This window comes from Campylobacter concisus, from assembly GCF_902460715.1.
Classification (GTDB): domain Bacteria; phylum Campylobacterota; class Campylobacteria; order Campylobacterales; family Campylobacteraceae; genus Campylobacter_A; species Campylobacter_A concisus_AK.
The window spans coordinates 3,725-20,392 of the sequence record NZ_CABPUX010000001.1 but is presented as its reverse complement, the minus strand read 5'-3'; the positions used below and the strand labels follow the sequence as shown (position 1 = coordinate 20,392).

Here is a 16,668-nt window from a genome sequence, read left to right as displayed (position 1 = left end):
CTACTTTATATATCGCTAAATAGCCTAGAGCTTGCCGCTGCCTTTTACCGAAGTGATAGAGTTTATAAATTTATAATCAATCTTTATCTCACGCTCTTTTGGAAGTGAGTTTGCAAGGGCATTTAGCGTGCTCTCAAAGTCCTCAAACAGATAGTTTGCAAGACTACCTGGGTTTGGATTGATCTCGTTTAGATAGACTTCGCCATCTATCACAAAAAAGTCGCATCTAATGATCGCTCCGTCAAATCCACAATCATAAATTTTAGAAAAGTTAAATTTAAGCTTTTGCTTTAGCTCTTCAGAAATTTCTGCCTCTTTTACCTTATTTTCATTTGAAAAACTTAGATATTTTTGCTCGTAGTCAAGAAATTCTTTCTTTTTTGGCTCTTCGACGATAGAAAATTTGATCTTTCCATCGATCTTGCAGCCTGCTAAGTTATACTCTTTGACACCTTTTATAAAGGGCTCTACTAAAACATCTTTGTCAAATTCAAACGCCACGTCTTTTGCGTAGGCAAGCTCACTATCATCATGCACGACACTCACACCGATGCTGCTGCCTAGTCTTGCTGGCTTTAATATAATAGGATAGTGAAATTTTGGCTCACTTTGACGAGTTAGCATCTCATAGTCAAGCGCCTTTACACCAGCCTTTTGTGCTAGAAATTTAGTAAGCTCTTTGTTGTAGCTAAGCGCGCTTGCTTCAAGCCTTGGACCTATGTACTTTATGCCGTAAAAGTCAAAAAGTGCCGCTATCTTGCCATCTTCGCCGTCCATGCCGTGGATCAAATTTATAATGACATCGCATTCAACTTTGTTTGCGCCAAAAAGTGAGTGCGCGTAAAAACCACCCTTTGCTAAAGATAGCTTCTTTGAGTTTTTGTATTTGCCAGAGCTAAAGAAATTTGCTCTCATATCTTTTTGCTCTATCAAGTAAAAGTCCCTACCTGCATCGCAAAATATAAATTTTAGCTCCTGTTTTAGGACGTTTTTTAAAACTATCGCGCTTACTATGCTTATCTCATGCTCAAAACTTTTTGCCCCAAATATCACGCCTAAATTCATCTTTTTTATCCTTATCCTAGTTTTTTAAGTGCCTCTTTTATAAGATCGCTCGTGTTTTCACTCTTACAATCAGGCAAAATTTTCACTATCTTCTCACGCTTAAAGCCAAGTGCCTCAAGTGCTAAAAGCGCCTCATTTTGATAGCTTGGCACGCTCTCGTCGCTTATAAGTTTTGCGTCACTTAGCTCGGCTATTATGCGCCTAGCCGTCTTTGGTCCGATACCTGGCACGCTTTTAAAAGTGTCCGCATCGCCGCTTATTATGGCGTTTGTAAATGCCTGCGAGCTAAGGCTAGAGCAAACTGCCATTGCTGTGCTAGCGCCTATGCCATTTAGCTTGATAAGCATCTCAAACATCTTTTGCTCATTTGCGTCTAAAAAGCCGTAGAGTAAATTTGCGTCTTCTCTTATGATCTGCGTTATGGCAAGCTCGGTTTTTTCGCCTTTACTAAGTTTTGCTGAGCAAAAAAGCGAGATGAAAATTCCATAACTTACGCCGCTATTTGTCTTAAGCACGGCAAATGCAGGCTCTTTTTTCGTAACGACGCCTTCGATTGCTTTTATCATCATTTAACCTTTTGTTCCATAAAATTTATATCCGCGTAGTCTTCAAGTTTGTTTGACTTTTTGATCTTGTACTCGACCTCGCCGCCGTTATCAAATTTATCTAGCGTGATGACGTGAGCGGTCTCGTTTTGTTTTGAGACGTAGGTGACGTTTTGTGGAGGATCGACGATGACAAATCTTATCTCATTTAGCTCAATCCAGTTGCCTCTGTTTATCACCTTGGCTGAGAATATGCCATTTTGCATCATCTCAAGCTCATCTTTTAGATCAGAAAGCAGCTCTTTTTTCTCTTTGAAAATTCTAAGCAAGGTGTTGTACTCATTAACGAGCCCTTGATACTCTTTTAGCTTTTTCATAAATGTAACTGGCGGTATCACCTTGGCCTTTGATAGCTCCTCGATCTTAGCTTTTATCGTATATATCGAGTCTTTGTTCTCGTTGATGACATTTTTCTTGCTCTCTATATTTTTAAGAAGTGTTGAGAGTTCAAGCTTGGTGCTCTCTATCTTGCTTAACTGATCTTGCGTAGCCTCCGCACTCTCAGGCATCTTGCTAGCGTCAATGATAAATTTATTATCAGTGCCTTTTAGATATCTAACGTCGATTAGGTGCGAGGCTGTGATGGTGCAGTTTGAGCCAAGCGTGTCTATCTGGATGTTTTGAGCTGTTATCGAGCCACCAACTACGCTATTTATCTTCACTCTTTTTGCTATGACAGTGCCACCTTCTAGCCTATCTATCTCTACGCTTTCAGCCTCGACCTTGCCGATGTGGATAGAAATTTTGGCGTGTTTGGCGTAAATTTTAGCCTTTTGGTGAGTTTGACCGCCGATATTTACATCGTTTGCCTTGACCATCGCATTTGCGCCGACATTTCCCTTTACTTCGATCTCATCAGCCTCAACGATGATGCCAGTGCCGATAGCGTCTTTGATCGTATCAGTCTCACGAACTACTAATGTGACGTTTGTGTCGGTACCTGCTTGGATAGAGCCAGTTGTTTTAAAATTTGCTTCATTTATCTCTATGCGCTCTTCGATGTCAAAAGAGCCGTTTTTCTCGACCACGTAGCCTGCTTTTTTAGCGATATATTTCACGCTTTCGTCGTTTTCTACGCGCTCGATATTTTCGCTTATGCTTATCTCTTTTTCGCTCTCTTCTTTTGGCCTTGCAACCTCTATAAGCTTGCCTCTTACGTCGCGTCCATTTGCGCCCTCGTGTGACTTTTTCTCCTCCATTATCACTTCATCTTTTGCCACGCCAAAGACAAAGCCCCTATCAGCGTAATCAACCTTGTCCTCGTCTTTTAACCCATCAAGCTTATCTTTGTAGTAGTAGATGATCTTAGCATCGATCGCTTTTTTAGGGTTGATGCCCTGGGTTAAATTTAGCGTGTAGTCCTTGTCAAGCTCGCCTTTTACGTGGATTATCGAGGCGATTTGCTTTAGCTCCTCTTTTAGCTTGCCGATCCTTATGCCTATTAAAATTTGAGCCTTCATAAGCTGTTTGGCGATGTATTCATAAAGCTTATCTTCGTAGTGCTGCTCGTATTCGCACTCTTTGCTCGCTCTAACCTTTGCGATGACCTTTGTGATGGTTGAATTTACGCCGATATCGATCTTTGGCAGCTTTGGCGTGGCATTTAGCCTCACGTCAAAAAACTCCACGTCATAGACCTGCTCGATCTCTAGCGTCTCGTCGAGATAAAATGTGTTGTCATCAAAAAAGCTTAAATTTTCTTCAGGGACAAAGACTGGCTCGACGTTGTCTTTATTTTTGTAGTAGGTTAAGATATTTGAGAGCTTGAAGTCTATAAATTCTACCGGCACGCTATATTGTTTGCTTAGCTCTTTAAGCGATAGATAAGGTGTTGAAGTTTGAATTTGCGTTGGCGGTAAAAATCTCTCGTTTTCTTGCACGTTCTCGCTCAAATTTGATCCATTTCACATAAAATTTTGGCTCTTATTATCTCTAAAACTTTATTAAATTTGGGTTATGTAAGCTTTAAAGCATCTTTTGTTACTATTGCGTTTTTAAATTTACTAGGTGGGCGATGTTTATAAAAGGCTTTTTTTCAAACTCAGTTGGCATCATGACTTCAAGGATTTTAGGGCTTATAAGAGATCTTTTAACGGCTTCTATCCTTGGTGCTGGCATATTTAGCGACCTCTTTTTTATAGCATTTAAGATACCAAATTTATTTCGCCGTATCTTTGGCGAGGGTGCCTTTACACAGGCATTTTTGCCAAATTTTGCAAATAGCAAGAAAAAAGCGATCTTTCAAGCTGAAATTTTCATCAAATTTCTACTTTTTATAGGCGTTTTGACGCTTCTTGTAAATTTATTTACGCCTTACTTTATAAAGATCATCGCAAGCGGTTTAAGCGAGCAAAACATAACCGATGCAGTGCCGCTCGTGCGTATAAATTTCTACTATCTAGCCCTTGTCTATATCGTCACTTTCATGGGTGCGCTGCTTCAGTATAAAGGGCACTTTGCCACGACTGCGTTTTCTACTGCACTGCTAAATTTAGCCATGATCGCTTCACTACTTTTAGCTCGCGGCAAGAGCGAGAGCGTGGTCGCACTTTATCTTAGCTTTGGCGTCGTTGCAGGCGGCATCTTGCAGGTTTTGGTGCATCTAATCGCTATGAAATTTAACGCCTTAAATAAAATTTTCTGGGGCGGTTTAAGCGGATACTTTAAAGGCAAAAGAGCGCAGAGTAAAGGCTTTTTTATAAATTTCTACCACGGCTTACTTGGCTCAAGTGCGATGCAGATAAGCGCATTTATGGATACTTGGCTAGCTAGCTTTTTGGTAAGTGGCTCGATAAGCTACCTCTTTTATGCTAATAGAATTTTTCAGCTCCCACTCGCCATCTTTGCGATTGCACTCTCACAAGCACTCTTTCCAAAGATCACCAGACTTTTAAAGCAAAAAGACGAAGAAAATGCCCTAGTTTGGACAAAAAAGAGCTTTTACCTGCTTCTTTGCGCCCTGCTAGCAGCCACGATCACGGGCGTCGTGCTAAGTGAGTTTATCATCTGGCTATTGTTTGAGAGAGGAAATTTCGTAAGGGCAAACACCATTGAATGCGCCAAGGTGCTAAGTGCCTATTTAGTGGGGCTTACGCCATTTGGTCTGGCTAAAATTTTCTCACTTTGGCTCTATGCAAATATGAAGCAAAAAGAGGCAGCTAAAATTTCTATCATCTGCCTTGTGATAAATTTGATCCTAGCGGTCATTTTGATGCAGAAATTTGGAGCTGCTGGCCTTGCATTTGCAAGCTCGCTCGGGGGATTTTTGCAGCTTATTTTATACATTAGAGCCTTTGGAGCTAAGCGATTTTTAGCTATAATCGAGCCTAAATTTATAGCTGCCATCGCTATTTTGGCGGTTTTGCTCTATTTTGGTTTAACATTTTTAAAGGATATATTTAATGCGAATTTTTGATACTTCTAAAAGAGAAAAGGTTGAGTTTAGCCCTATTAAAGAAGGTGAAGCGAGCATCTATCTGTGCGGTCCAACGGTCTATGACGACGCGCATTTGGGACACGCAAAGTCAGCCGTTAGCTTTGATCTTTTAAGAAGAGTCTTAAAAGCACTTGGCTACAAGGTCAAATTTGCAAGAAACTACACCGATATCGATGATAAAATTTTAAATAAAATGGCGCAAACTGGCCAAAGCCTAAAAGAGATCACAAACAAATATATAGCGCATTATGAGAGCGACATGGGCGCTTTAAACGTGCTTGATCCAGACTTTAAACCAAAGGCTACGCAGTGCTTGGAGGCGATCATTAGCTACATCAAAGTGCTTATGGATAGAGGTGTGGCGTATAAGACGAGCGATGGAATTTACTTTGATACGAGCAAGGATAGTGGATATTTTAGCATCAGTGGCAAGGATAATAACACCGATCTTATCGCGCGCGTGGCTAGTTTTGGCGAGAAAAGAGATGAAAAAGACTTCGTGCTTTGGAAATTTGACGAAAAATGGTACGAGAGCCCATTTGGCAAGGGTCGCCCTGGCTGGCACACTGAGTGTGTGGCGATGATAAGGGAGTTTTTAAGCGATAAAGAAAATGATAAATTTGAGATCGACATCCACGCTGGTGGCATCGACCTACTCTTTCCGCACCACGAAAATGAGGCAAGCCAGTGCAGATGTGCCTATCATAAAAATTTAAGCAAATACTGGATGCACAATGGCTTTATAAAAGTAAATAACGAAAAGATGAGCAAGAGCCTAAATAACAGCTTTTTTGTAAAGGACGCCCTAAAAAACGTTCATGGCGAAGTGCTTAGATATTATTTGCTTACGAGCCATTACAGAGCGCATTTTAACTATTCAGACGAAGATCTAGTGGCTTCAAAAAAGAGGCTTGATAAAATTTACCGCCTCAAAAAAAGGGTTGATGGCGTGCAAGCTGGCATAGCAAATGAGAGCTTTAAAAGTGAGCTACTTGAAGCACTAAGTGATGATCTAAACGCTTCAAAGGCGCTTGCAAGCGTCGATGAGTTTGTAAAAACAGCAAATGAAAGACTTGACAACAACCCAAAAGATAAAGCCTATAAGGCCGAAGTGGTGGCAAATTTAGAGCTTATAAGTGAAATTTTAGGCATTGCTATCACAAACTATGTGGAGTACTTTCAGTTTGGTGTAAGTGACGAGCAAAAAGAGCATATCCAAAAACTTCTTGACGAGCGCGCAGCAGCTAAAAAAGAGAGAAATTTCGCAAGGGCTGATGAGATAAGAGATGAGCTAGCAAAGATGAATATCTCTATCATGGATACGCCAAATGGCGCAGTTTGGGAGAGAAATAATGAATAATTTTGGCTTAAAAGATGTGCTAAAGCGCTTTGGTCCATATTTTAAAGACTATATCCCACACTTTATTTTTGCCATCATCGGCATGGGGCTTGCCAGTGGTGGAACGGCGGTAAGTGCCTATCTAGTCGAGCCAGTACTTAATAAAATTTTCGTTGAGAAAAACGAAAAGTTGCTCTACATCTTGCCTTGCGCCATCATCGCAATCTATGTTATAAAAAACATCGGAACCTTCATGCAGGCCTATTTTACGGCATACATCGGGCAAGATACGATTAGAAGATTTCGCGAAAAGATGGTTGCAAACCTTTTAAATTTAGATATGGATTTTTTCAATGAATTTAGAACCGGCGAGCTAATCAGTAGAACAACAAACGACATCGACCGCATAAGATCGATAGTATCAAGCATGATCCCTGAACTTACGAGGGAATTTATAACTATTATAGGGCTTCTTTGCGTCGTCATCTATCAAAGTCCAAAGCTGGCGTTTTTCGCCCTTGTAGTCATGCCAGTAGCGATCTATCCGATCTCGCGCCTTGCTAAAAGGATGAAAAAAATTTCAAAGCAGTCGCAAGAAAAAACATCAGACATCACCTCTGCGCTTAGTGAAATTTTTACAAATATCGAGATAATCAAAGCAAATAACGCCCAAAAATACGAGCATTCACGCTTTGTTGATGAAAATAATAAATTTTTTAGGCTAAATTTAAAAAGCGTCAAGATCGAACAGCTAGTAAGCCCGCTAATGGAGACCATAGGCTCAATAGGCGTGGCAGCAGTCATAATAATAGGCGGCAAAGACGTCATCGACGGGCATATAAATATGGGCGCATTCTTTTCATTTTTAACAGCACTTTTCATGCTCTACACCCCGCTAAAACGCATCGTAAATATCTACAACAAGATGCAAGACGCCATCGCAGCAAGCGAGAGGACGTTTTTCTTGATGGATAAAGTAAGCCAGATAAAAGACGGCCAAAAAGAGCTAAACGAAGAGATAAATTTGATCAAATTTAACGATGTCCGCCTAAGCTACGGCGACAAAGAGGTCTTAAAAGGGATAAATTTAGAGGCAAACAAGTCAGAATTTATAGCCCTTGTTGGCTCAAGCGGCGGCGGAAAAAGCTCGCTTATGAATTTGCTTATGAGATTTTACGACGTAAATGGCGGAGAAATTTTGATAAACGGCATAAATTTAAAAGATATTAAAATTCACTCACTTCGCCAAAATATCGGACTTGTAACACAGCGCGTCTATATCTTTAACGACACAATTGCCAAAAACGTAGCTTACGGCAGAGAATTTAACGAAGATGCCGTGATAAACGCACTAAAACTAGCCAATGCCTATGAGTTTGTAAGCAAGCTAGATAACGGCATAAACACTATCTTAAATGAATTTGGCACCAACCTCTCAGGCGGCCAAAGACAGCGCATCGCCATAGCTAGAGCGCTTTATCAAAACCCACAAATCCTAATCTTTGACGAGGCTACTTCAGCGCTTGATAACGAGAGCGAAAAAGAGATCACAAAAGCGATAAATAATCTAAGAAGCAAAAAGATCATCTTTGTCATCGCTCACCGCTTAAGTACGGTTGAAAATGCCGATAAGATCGCAGTTTTGAGTGATGGCAAGATCATTGATAGCGGAAGCGACGAGGAGCTTAGCAAGAGAAATGAAATTTATGCAAGGCTTAAGGGCAAAGCCTTAGTTTAAGGCGATTTTTGCTAAGATTTGCAGAAATTTTAGGCATTTTAAAGAGGTTAAAATGAGCTTAAACTACAATACTTTAAAATCTATATTTTTCAAATTTGATCCTGAAACTGCCCACAAGATCGCTGAAGTAGCGATGGTTGGGGCAAATAAAATCTTCCCTGGCTCACTAAGCTTTTTGGCGCACAAATGCGTGGTCGATGACAATGCGCTAAAACAAAATTTATTCTCAAGCACCTACCACAACCCAGTTGGCATAGCTGGTGGCTTTGATAAAAACGCCACGATGTTTGAGGCGCTAACGGCTCTTGGATTTGGGCATTTGGAATTTGGCACATTTACGCCAAAACCGCAGCCTGGCAACGATAAACCAAGGCTTTTTAGGCTCATAGACGAAGAGAGCATTCAAAATGCGATGGGCTTTAACAACGATGGCTGTGAAGCTATCAAAAATAGAGTTAAAAATATCTATCCTTTTACCATACCAGTTTGGGCAAACATCGGTAAAAACAAGGTTACACCAAACGAAGATGCGATAAAAGACTATGAAATTTTAGTAAGAGAATTTAGTGAAATTTGCGATACATTTGTCATAAATGTCTCATCGCCAAACACGCCAAATTTAAGAGCGCTTCAAGATGAAAGCTTCATAAAAGAGCTTTTTAGCGTCATTTTGCCACTTACTAAAAAGCCGATCATCTTTAAAATAGCTCCTGATATGAGCCACGAAGATGCGATCAAGCTTTGTAGCTGTGCGGTAGAAAACGGCGCTAGTGGCGTGCTCGTTTCAAATACAAGCGTTGATTATTCGCTCTCTCACTCGACAAATTTAAAGGATTTTGGCGGACTAAGCGGCAAGGTGATCGCCAAAAAGTCAAAAGAGATTTTTAAAGCCGTGGCAGACGAGCTTTATGGCAAGACGACGCTTATCGCGTGTGGCGGCATAGATAGCGGTGCAGAGGCTTATGAGCGCATAAAAATGGGAGCAAATTTAGTTCAAATTTTTACAAGCTTTATCTTTAAAGGGCCGATGATTGCAAGAGATATAAATTTAGAAATTTTAGAGCTTTTAAAAAGAGATGGCTTTGCCTCTATCAGCGAAGCAGTCGGCGCAAATGTTAAAAAATAGAGGGCAAGAGATTGATAAAATTTAATAAATTTAAACTAGAAAATGGACTTGAAATTTATCACGTGCCAGTAAATCCTGGCTCAAAAGTGATAAGCGTCGATGTTTTTTATAAAGTTGGCTCCAGAAACGAAGTGATGGGCAAAAGCGGCATCGCTCACATGCTAGAGCATCTAAATTTCAAATCAACCAAAAATTTACGAGCTGGGGAATTTGATGAGATCGTAAAGGGCTTTGGCGGCGTAAATAACGCAAGTACGGGCTTTGACTACACTCACTACTTCATAAAAGCCTCAAATGAAAATTTAGACAAAACGCTTGGTCTTTTTGCCGAGCTTATGAAAAATTTAAGCCTAAAAGATAAAGAATTTCAGCCAGAGCGCGAGGTGGTGCACGAAGAGCGCAGGTGGCGAACAGACAACAACCCTATGGGATATCTCTACTTTAGGCTCTATAACCACGCATTTATCTACCACCCATACCACTGGACGCCAATAGGCTTCATAAAAGATATCGAAAACTGGAAGATCGCTGATATAAAAGAATTTCACGCCACATATTATCAGCCAAAAAATGCCATTTTAATGATAAGTGGCGACATCGGCAAGGACGAGGCGTTTAAGCTGGCTAAGAAAAACTTTAGCAGCATAAAAAACAAAAGAGCCATACCAAAACTGCACTGCAAAGAGCCTGAGCAAGACGGCGCAAAAAGGGCTATCATCTACAAAGATAGCCAAACGCAAATGCTAGCTATCGCTTATAAAATTCCAGACTTCAGGCATGCTGATCAAGTGGGGCTAAATGCGATAAGCGAATATCTAGCCACTGGCAAAAGCTCCATTTTGCAGCAACGCCTTGTCGATGAGCTAATGCTTGTAAATCAAATTTACGCTTACAATATGAGCTGCGTTGATGAAAATTTATTTATATTTTTAGCAGTTTGTAACCCAGATGTCGAGGCTAGCGCGGTTGAGGCTGAAATTTTAAAGATCATAGATGATCTAAAGAGAAAGCCAATAGACAAAGAGGATGTTTTAAGAGTTAAAAATTTGATAAAAACTGATTTTATCTACTCATTTGAGAGCGCGAGCAAGGTGGCAAATTTATATGGCTCATACCTTGCTAGAGGCGATATAAAGCCACTTTACGAGCTTGAAAAAAACATAGATAAGATAGATGCCAAGCTTTTAAAAGAGATAGCAAATAGATATTTCAATGAAAAAACTAGCACGACAATAATCTTAAAAAAGGAATAGACGTGAAAAATTCGCTTCAAGGTGCGATGACAGCACTAATTACGCCATTTAAAAATCAAAAATTAGACGAAGCCAGTTTTGAAAAACTGATAAAAAGACAGATAAAACACGGCATAGACGTCGTTGTACCAGTTGGAACTACTGGTGAGAGCGCGACTCTAACTCATGATGAGCATAGAATTTGCATCGAGATCGCAGTAGATGCATGTAAAGGCACAAACGTCAAGGTGCTCGCTGGAGCTGGTAGCAATGCCACTCACGAGGCCATAGGTATCGCTAAATTTGCCCAAGCTCACGGCGCTCACGGCATCCTATCAGTCGCTCCTTACTACAACAAACCAACTCAAGAAGGGCTTTACGAGCACTACAAGGCCATCGCAAATAGCATAGAAATTCCAGTACTTCTTTACAACGTCCCAGGCAGAGTTGGCGTAGATATCTTGCCAGCGACCGTTTTTAGACTTTTTAAAGATTGTAAAAATATTTACGGCATCAAAGAAGCAACAGGAAGTATCGATAGATGTGTCGATCTGCTAGCTCACGAGCCTGATTTAGTAGTCATCAGCGGCGAAGATGCTATAAACTACCCTATCCTCTCAAATGGCGGAAAGGGCGTCATCTCAGTCACTGCAAACCTCTTACCAGATCAAATTTCACAGCTTACTCATCTTGCGATGAACGAAGAGTACAAAAAAGCAAAACTGATAAATGACAACCTCTACACGATCAATAAAACGCTCTTTTGCGAAAGCAACCCGATACCGATCAAAGCGGCGATGTATCTATCAGGGCTCATCGACTCTTTGGATTACCGCTTGCCACTTTGCAAACCGAGCAAAGAAAATTTCAAAAAGATAGAAGAAGTTATTAAAAATTACGAAATAAAGGGATTTTAATGAAGGACACACTAAACGAATTTAAAGGTAAAACGCTAGTCATCAGCGGCGGCACTAGAGGCATCGGCAGAGCCATAGTCGAAGAATTTGCAAAAGCTGGCGTAAATATCGCTTTTACCTACAACTCAAACGAGGAGCTTGCCAAAGAGCAGGCAAAAGAGCTTGAGGCTACCTACAAGATAAAAGCTAGAGCCTACGCGCTAAATATCCTTGAGCCAGAGACTTATAAGGAGCTATTTTTAAAGATAGATGAGGACTTTGACAGGGTTGATTTTTTCATCTCAAACGCTATCATCTCAGGTCGCGCGGTGGCTGGCGGATACACTAAATTTATGAAGCTAAAACCAAGAGGCATAAACAACATCTTTACAGCAACCGTAAATGCCTTTGTCGTGGGCGCGCAAGAGGCTGCAAAACGCATGGAAAAAGTGGGTGGCGGCAGTATTATTAGCCTAAGCTCAACTGGGAATTTAGTCTATATCGAAAACTACGCAGGTCACGGCACAGCAAAAGCAGCCGTTGAAGCGATGGCAAGATACGCTGCGACTGAGCTTGGCGAGAAAAACATCCGCGTAAATGTCGTAAGCGGCGGCCCTATCGAGACAGACGCGCTAAGAGCCTTTACAAACTACGAAGAGGTGCGCGATATGACCGCAAAGCTTAGCCCGCTAAACCGCATGGGACAGCCTACTGATCTAGCTGGAGCATGTCTGTTTTTATGCTCATCTAAGGCTAGCTGGGTGACTGGACATACATTTATAATAGATGGTGGCACGACTTTTAAATGAGAGTGAAATTTCTAGGCATAAAGGCATATTTGTGAGCTTAAATTTACCAAATTCACTGGCATTTTTTAGGATATTACTAGCTCCGCTTATGTTTTTTATGCTCGTAAATGCACCAGAAATTTTTACGCAAATTCATATAAGTTGGATAAACTACTTCGCAGCTCTCATCTTTGTGATCGCCTCGGTGACTGACTTTTTTGACGGCTACATCGCAAGGTGCTGGGATCAAAAGACCAAGCTTGGCGCTATCCTTGACCCACTAGCTGATAAGATGCTGATCTTGGCTGCATTTTTAGGCCTTATGATGCTTGGCAGAGCGAGTGCTTGGGCTGTTTATCTTATCTTGATAAGAGAGTTTTTTATAACTGGATTTCGTGTCGTAATGGCAAGTGACGGCGTAGAGGTCGCTGCTTCGATGGCTGGCAAGGTTAAAACCGTTTCGCAGATGTTTGCGGTTGGATTTTTACTGATGAGCTGGCCTGGTGGCGAACTTTTGCTATGGATAGCTGTCGCACTCACGCTTTATTCTGGGTTTGAATACATCTTTGCCTACGTAAAAGCAATGAAAAAGAGTTAAATTTGAGCTGCGACCTGCAAGAGATTATTTTAGAACGCACTGCAAATTTAGAGCCAGCACTGCAAAAACAAGCGAAAAAACTAAATCAAAAGATCATCAATACTTGCTTTTATCATAATGCTAAAAATTTAGAAAAGATCGGCAGCGTGATCGGTCCCGAGCTAAATGAATTTTTATTAAGCTGCGCTTTAGAATACGACAAAACCCATGCGGATAAATTTGATACGTTTGATAACGACGTAGAGACTTTGCGTGGCATTTGGAGCGCGATGAGCTTTTCAAAAAGCCCTGAAATTTTAGACTATCTAAGCACGCAGGTCACTCGCTCGGTACCGCACCGCTCGTTTGCGCACAGATATATCTTTGAAATTTTACGCTTGCAAGAAAAAGCCGGCCGCACACATCCACTACTTGCAAAGCTTTATGACTATTATGATGGTTTGCAAGCAAAACTGCCTATATATGAGCTTTTGCGCCGTATAGGCGTGAGCCCTGCTGATCCTTATGATTTTGACATCTCGCTAAATGCTGTAAATTTTGGCTACTGGTTTAGTAATCAAGGCTTAAGCGATGAGGAGCTAGCCAGTAAATTTCACTTAGAAATTCGCCTTTTTGCGCCATTTGTATATGACCACACATTTGAGATAGGGCTTAGAAACGACGCTGTGCCAAGGGCTAGAATAAATTTTAACGATGATGGCATGAGCTTTTTGCAAGAGCTGCCAAAAGATATTTTGCCCTGCCCTGATATTTTAAATTTAAAGCCATTTGTTGATCAAATAAAGTCACGTTTTGATCTGAAATTTGACCTAAACGATAAAGATAAAACTTATTTTAGTCTCAGCAAAGGGCTAAATAGAGCCAAAATGCTCTCTTGGCTAAAAGAAATTTTCGCCTAGATAACAAGGCAAATTTGAAAGTAAATTTATAAACTTTGGCTAAAATCTCATCAATTTTTCAAAAAAAGGTAAGTTTTGAAAGGCATTCTCTTCACGCTAGCCCTGCTTTGCCTTGGGCTTTATGCGTATTCGTTTTATTTTTTAGTGACCGTTTTAGCCATTAGTTTTCTCATATTTTTCCACGAGCTTGGCCACTTTTTAGCAGCAAGAATGCTCGGCGTCAAAGTAAATACCTTTAGCATCGGCTTTGGCGAGAAAATTTACACCAAAAATGTTGGCGGCACCGACTACTGCCTAAGCGCGATCCCGCTTGGCGGATACGTGCAGCTAAAAGGGCAAGACGACACCGACCCAAAAGCCAAAAACTACGACGCTGACAGCTACAACGTGCTAAGTCCTATAAAGCGCATTTACATCCTCTTTGCAGGGCCATTTTTTAACTTTATCTTGGCATTTTTCATATACATTTTGCTTGGATTTATCGGCGTTGAAAGACTTGCGCCAATAGTTGGATATATAGTTGAAGATTCAGCAGCTGCGAGCGCTGGCATAGCAATAAACGATAAAATTTTAGAGATAAATGGCGTAAAAATAAACGAGTGGAACGAGATCAGCAAAAACGTAAAGCTTGAACCTAGCGCCATTTTGATAGATCGCAACGGCTCGCAAATGACTATAAATTTAACACCAAAGATAGGCGAGACGATAAATCCTTTTAATGAAAAGATAAAGCAACCACTAATTGGCATCAAATCAAACGGCGAAGTGGTGAAAATTTATCACACAGGTTTAGAGAGCCTAAAATTTGCCTTTGACGAGACGGTCGAGGCTTCAAAGCTCATCTTTAAAAGCTTTGAAAAGCTAGTCGTTGGAGATGTACCACTAAAAGAGGTCGGAGGCATCGTTCAGATCGCCGATGTCACTTCAAAGGCCGCTAAGATCAGCCTTAGCGTGCTTCTAACCATCGTGGCGCTCATCTCTGTAAATTTAGGCGTGTTAAACCTCTTTCCTATCCCTGCGCTTGATGGCGGGCACATTTTATTTAACATTTATGAACTAATTTTTAGACGCGAGATAAATGAGCGAGTGCTTGTTGCGCTTACCTACTGCGGCTGGGCGCTACTGCTTGGCATCATGGTGCTCGCGACCTTTAATGACATTATGAGATTAAGCGGAGGTTTATGATGATAGCTTTAAAAGATCTACTTGAAAAGATAGAAAATTTAAGCAAAGATGTGACGCTGATAGCCGTTAGCAAAAATGTGACATGCACTGAAGTAAGGGAGCTTTACGCACAAGGGCAAAGAAATTTTGGCGAAAACAGGGTCCAAGAGCTAGCCAAAAAAGAGCTTGAGCTGCAAAATTTCACTGACATCAAATGGCACATGATCGGCCGTTTGCAAAATAACAAAATCAATCAAATGATAAGCCTAAAGCCAGTACTTTGGCAAAGCTGTGATAGCTTCGAAAGAGCCCTAGAGGTCGATAAAAGGCTCAGCTATAAGCTAGATACTTTGCTTCAGATAAACTCGGCCGATGAAGATACAAAGCAAGGTGTGAGCGTCACAAATGCAGCTGAAATTTATGAGCGCATCCAAAGCGAGTGCAAAAATATAAATTTAAAAGGCGTGATGAGCATCGGAGCGCATGTGGATGAGCCAAAAGAGGTGCAAAAGAGCTTTGAGCTAACATATAAAATTTACGAGAGCCTAAAGCCAAAAGGCGCAACTATCTGCTCGATGGGCATGAGTAGCGACTTCGAGCTAGCGATAAAATGTGGCTCAAATATGATCCGCCTTGGGACGATGCTATATCTATAAATTTGTCCCTCTTGGGGCAAATTTACATTTCTACTCCTTTTTAAATTTTAATCTAAGTTATATGATTTTATAATGCAGTTAAATAAATTTTTAACGATAAAGGAGTAAATGTGTTTAAAAATTTTATTCTAACTGCTGTTGCGATCTTGTTTATCTCGGGTTGCGGTAGAGCTGAAAAGATAGCTAGGATCGAGCAAAAATGCGCAAATAATGAAGTTGCATATTGTTTGAAATTAGGCAAAATTTACAGCAGACGAGATGTAAATAAGGGTACAATGTACTATCAAAAAGCTTGCGATCTAGGCGATAAAAGGGGTTGCTATAGACTTGCAGTTTTACTAAACTCAAAATCAATCAACTCAAAAAAAGACAATGAAACGATCGTAAAATCACTAACCAAATCATGCGATCTTGGCACGCCAAAAGCTTGCTTTGAGCTTGGCGAATACTATGAAGATGACCCAAAAATGCAAGGCAAAGCAAATGAGCTGTTTGCAAAATCATGTGAGCAAAGATTTGGTCTTGCTTGCTATAAGTTAGCTGACTTTTACGGCGAGAAAAACGATGCAGCCACTCAAAAAGGCTACCTAGAGCTAGCGTGCAAATACCGCTATAAAGTAGCTTGCGAAGAAGTAGGCGAAAATGAATAACATTTTTTTGTGGGGAGGGCATATCTCCCCCGCACTCTTTTAATATCAAATTTGCTGGAACACCTTTTGCTTTAAACTATACAAAAAGCTAGGAGGCAAACCATGAATGATATTAGCATCTTAAGCACAAATGTAAATTCATACACCAAACAACAACACAAACAAAATAGGTCTTTAAATTTTAGTGATATTTTTAACCAAAAAACCAAAGAAAAGATTAGCGAGCCAAGCCAAGAGCCAGCTAAATTTACTTATACTACTTCTTCACAAAATAGCCTCGCCTCTTTAAATTTTTATAACCTTCAAGCTTATGGCTACACAGTGGATAAGGCAGGCTTTATGGGAGCTGATTTTAATAAAGCTGCAGGTTTGCCGCAGGACTTTAAAATCCACAAAAGCACGCTTGATGAGCTTAGTAGATTTGCCGAACATAACCATGTGCTAAATCGCATCAAGAGCAAGGACGAGCAGATAAA

Annotated in this window: 16 protein-coding genes; 13 read left to right on the top strand and 3 right to left on the bottom strand. The window is 40.6% G+C overall.

Features of this window, described 5'->3' with window-relative positions; all coding sequences use genetic code 11:
- Window positions 1-24 precede the first annotated feature (24 nt).
- From F3G91_RS00090 to F3G91_RS00080, 3 genes are read right to left on the bottom strand one after another with little or no spacing between them, the layout of a single operon-like run.
- The gene (locus F3G91_RS00090; protein WP_149700312.1) at window positions 25-1,065 is read right to left on the bottom strand and encodes a D-alanine--D-alanine ligase; all 1,041 of its coding nucleotides are present in this window, start codon (window positions 1,063-1,065) and stop codon (window positions 25-27) included.
- An 11-nt stretch (window positions 1,066-1,076) separates the two neighbouring features.
- Complete coding sequence (ruvA, locus tag F3G91_RS00085) at window positions 1,077-1,631, bottom strand: Holliday junction branch migration protein RuvA (RefSeq protein ID WP_107930439.1); 555 nt, start codon at window positions 1,629-1,631, stop codon at window positions 1,077-1,079.
- Window positions 1,631-3,562, bottom strand: coding sequence for a flagellar assembly protein A (locus F3G91_RS00080; protein WP_149700311.1), 1,932 nt, complete (start codon window positions 3,560-3,562; stop codon window positions 1,631-1,633). The genes ruvA and F3G91_RS00080 overlap by 1 nt, the downstream gene beginning before the upstream one ends.
- Window positions 3,563-3,684: 122 nt before the next feature.
- On the opposite strand from F3G91_RS00080, the gene murJ reads away from it, so the two are divergent.
- The 13 genes from murJ to F3G91_RS10340 all read left to right on the top strand — a co-directional run.
- Complete coding sequence (gene murJ, locus F3G91_RS00075; RefSeq protein ID WP_149700310.1) at window positions 3,685-5,085, top strand: murein biosynthesis integral membrane protein MurJ; 1,401 nt, start codon at window positions 3,685-3,687, stop codon at window positions 5,083-5,085.
- Window positions 5,072-6,466, top strand: coding sequence for a cysteine--tRNA ligase (gene cysS / locus F3G91_RS00070; RefSeq protein ID WP_149700309.1), 1,395 nt, complete (start codon window positions 5,072-5,074; stop codon window positions 6,464-6,466). Before murJ ends, cysS begins: the two co-directional genes overlap by 14 nt.
- Window positions 6,459-8,183, top strand: coding sequence for an ABC transporter ATP-binding protein (locus tag F3G91_RS00065; RefSeq protein WP_021089079.1), 1,725 nt, complete (start codon window positions 6,459-6,461; stop codon window positions 8,181-8,183). Before cysS ends, F3G91_RS00065 begins: the two co-directional genes overlap by 8 nt.
- Before the next feature lie 52 nt (window positions 8,184-8,235).
- Complete coding sequence (locus F3G91_RS00060; protein ID WP_149700308.1) at window positions 8,236-9,309, top strand: quinone-dependent dihydroorotate dehydrogenase; 1,074 nt, start codon at window positions 8,236-8,238, stop codon at window positions 9,307-9,309.
- An 11-nt stretch (window positions 9,310-9,320) separates the two neighbouring features.
- Complete coding sequence (locus F3G91_RS00055; protein WP_149700307.1) at window positions 9,321-10,562, top strand: M16 family metallopeptidase; 1,242 nt, start codon at window positions 9,321-9,323, stop codon at window positions 10,560-10,562.
- Between the two features lie 26 nt (window positions 10,563-10,588).
- Window positions 10,589-11,458, top strand: coding sequence for a 4-hydroxy-tetrahydrodipicolinate synthase (dapA, locus tag F3G91_RS00050; RefSeq protein WP_411160724.1), 870 nt, complete (start codon window positions 10,589-10,591; stop codon window positions 11,456-11,458).
- The gene (locus F3G91_RS00045; RefSeq protein ID WP_021089130.1) at window positions 11,458-12,246 is read left to right on the top strand and encodes an enoyl-ACP reductase; all 789 of its coding nucleotides are present in this window, start codon (window positions 11,458-11,460) and stop codon (window positions 12,244-12,246) included. Before dapA ends, F3G91_RS00045 begins: the two co-directional genes overlap by 1 nt.
- Before the next feature lie 31 nt (window positions 12,247-12,277).
- The gene (pgsA, locus tag F3G91_RS00040) at window positions 12,278-12,823 is read left to right on the top strand and encodes a CDP-diacylglycerol--glycerol-3-phosphate 3-phosphatidyltransferase (protein ID WP_149700305.1); all 546 of its coding nucleotides are present in this window, start codon (window positions 12,278-12,280) and stop codon (window positions 12,821-12,823) included.
- Between the two features lie 2 nt (window positions 12,824-12,825).
- Window positions 12,826-13,722 (top strand): hypothetical protein, encoded by an 897-nt coding sequence (locus tag F3G91_RS00035; RefSeq protein WP_149700304.1) that lies wholly within the window; start codon window positions 12,826-12,828, stop codon window positions 13,720-13,722.
- A gap of 75 nt (window positions 13,723-13,797) precedes the next feature.
- Window positions 13,798-14,907 carry an RIP metalloprotease RseP gene (gene rseP / locus F3G91_RS00030; RefSeq protein WP_149700303.1) on the top strand — a complete coding sequence of 370 codons (1,110 nt, stop codon included), beginning with the start codon at window positions 13,798-13,800 and terminating at the stop codon, window positions 14,905-14,907.
- On the top strand, window positions 14,904-15,542 hold the full coding sequence (locus tag F3G91_RS00025) for a YggS family pyridoxal phosphate-dependent enzyme (protein ID WP_188116778.1): 639 nt from the start codon (window positions 14,904-14,906) through the stop codon (window positions 15,540-15,542). The genes rseP and F3G91_RS00025 overlap by 4 nt, the downstream gene beginning before the upstream one ends.
- A gap of 110 nt (window positions 15,543-15,652) precedes the next feature.
- The gene (locus F3G91_RS00020) at window positions 15,653-16,192 is read left to right on the top strand and encodes a tetratricopeptide repeat protein (RefSeq protein WP_149700302.1); all 540 of its coding nucleotides are present in this window, start codon (window positions 15,653-15,655) and stop codon (window positions 16,190-16,192) included.
- A 102-nt stretch (window positions 16,193-16,294) separates the two neighbouring features.
- On the top strand, window positions 16,295-16,668 hold a 374-nt coding region (locus F3G91_RS10340; RefSeq protein ID WP_411160720.1), incomplete at its 3' end, for a Cj0814 family flagellar-dependent secreted protein.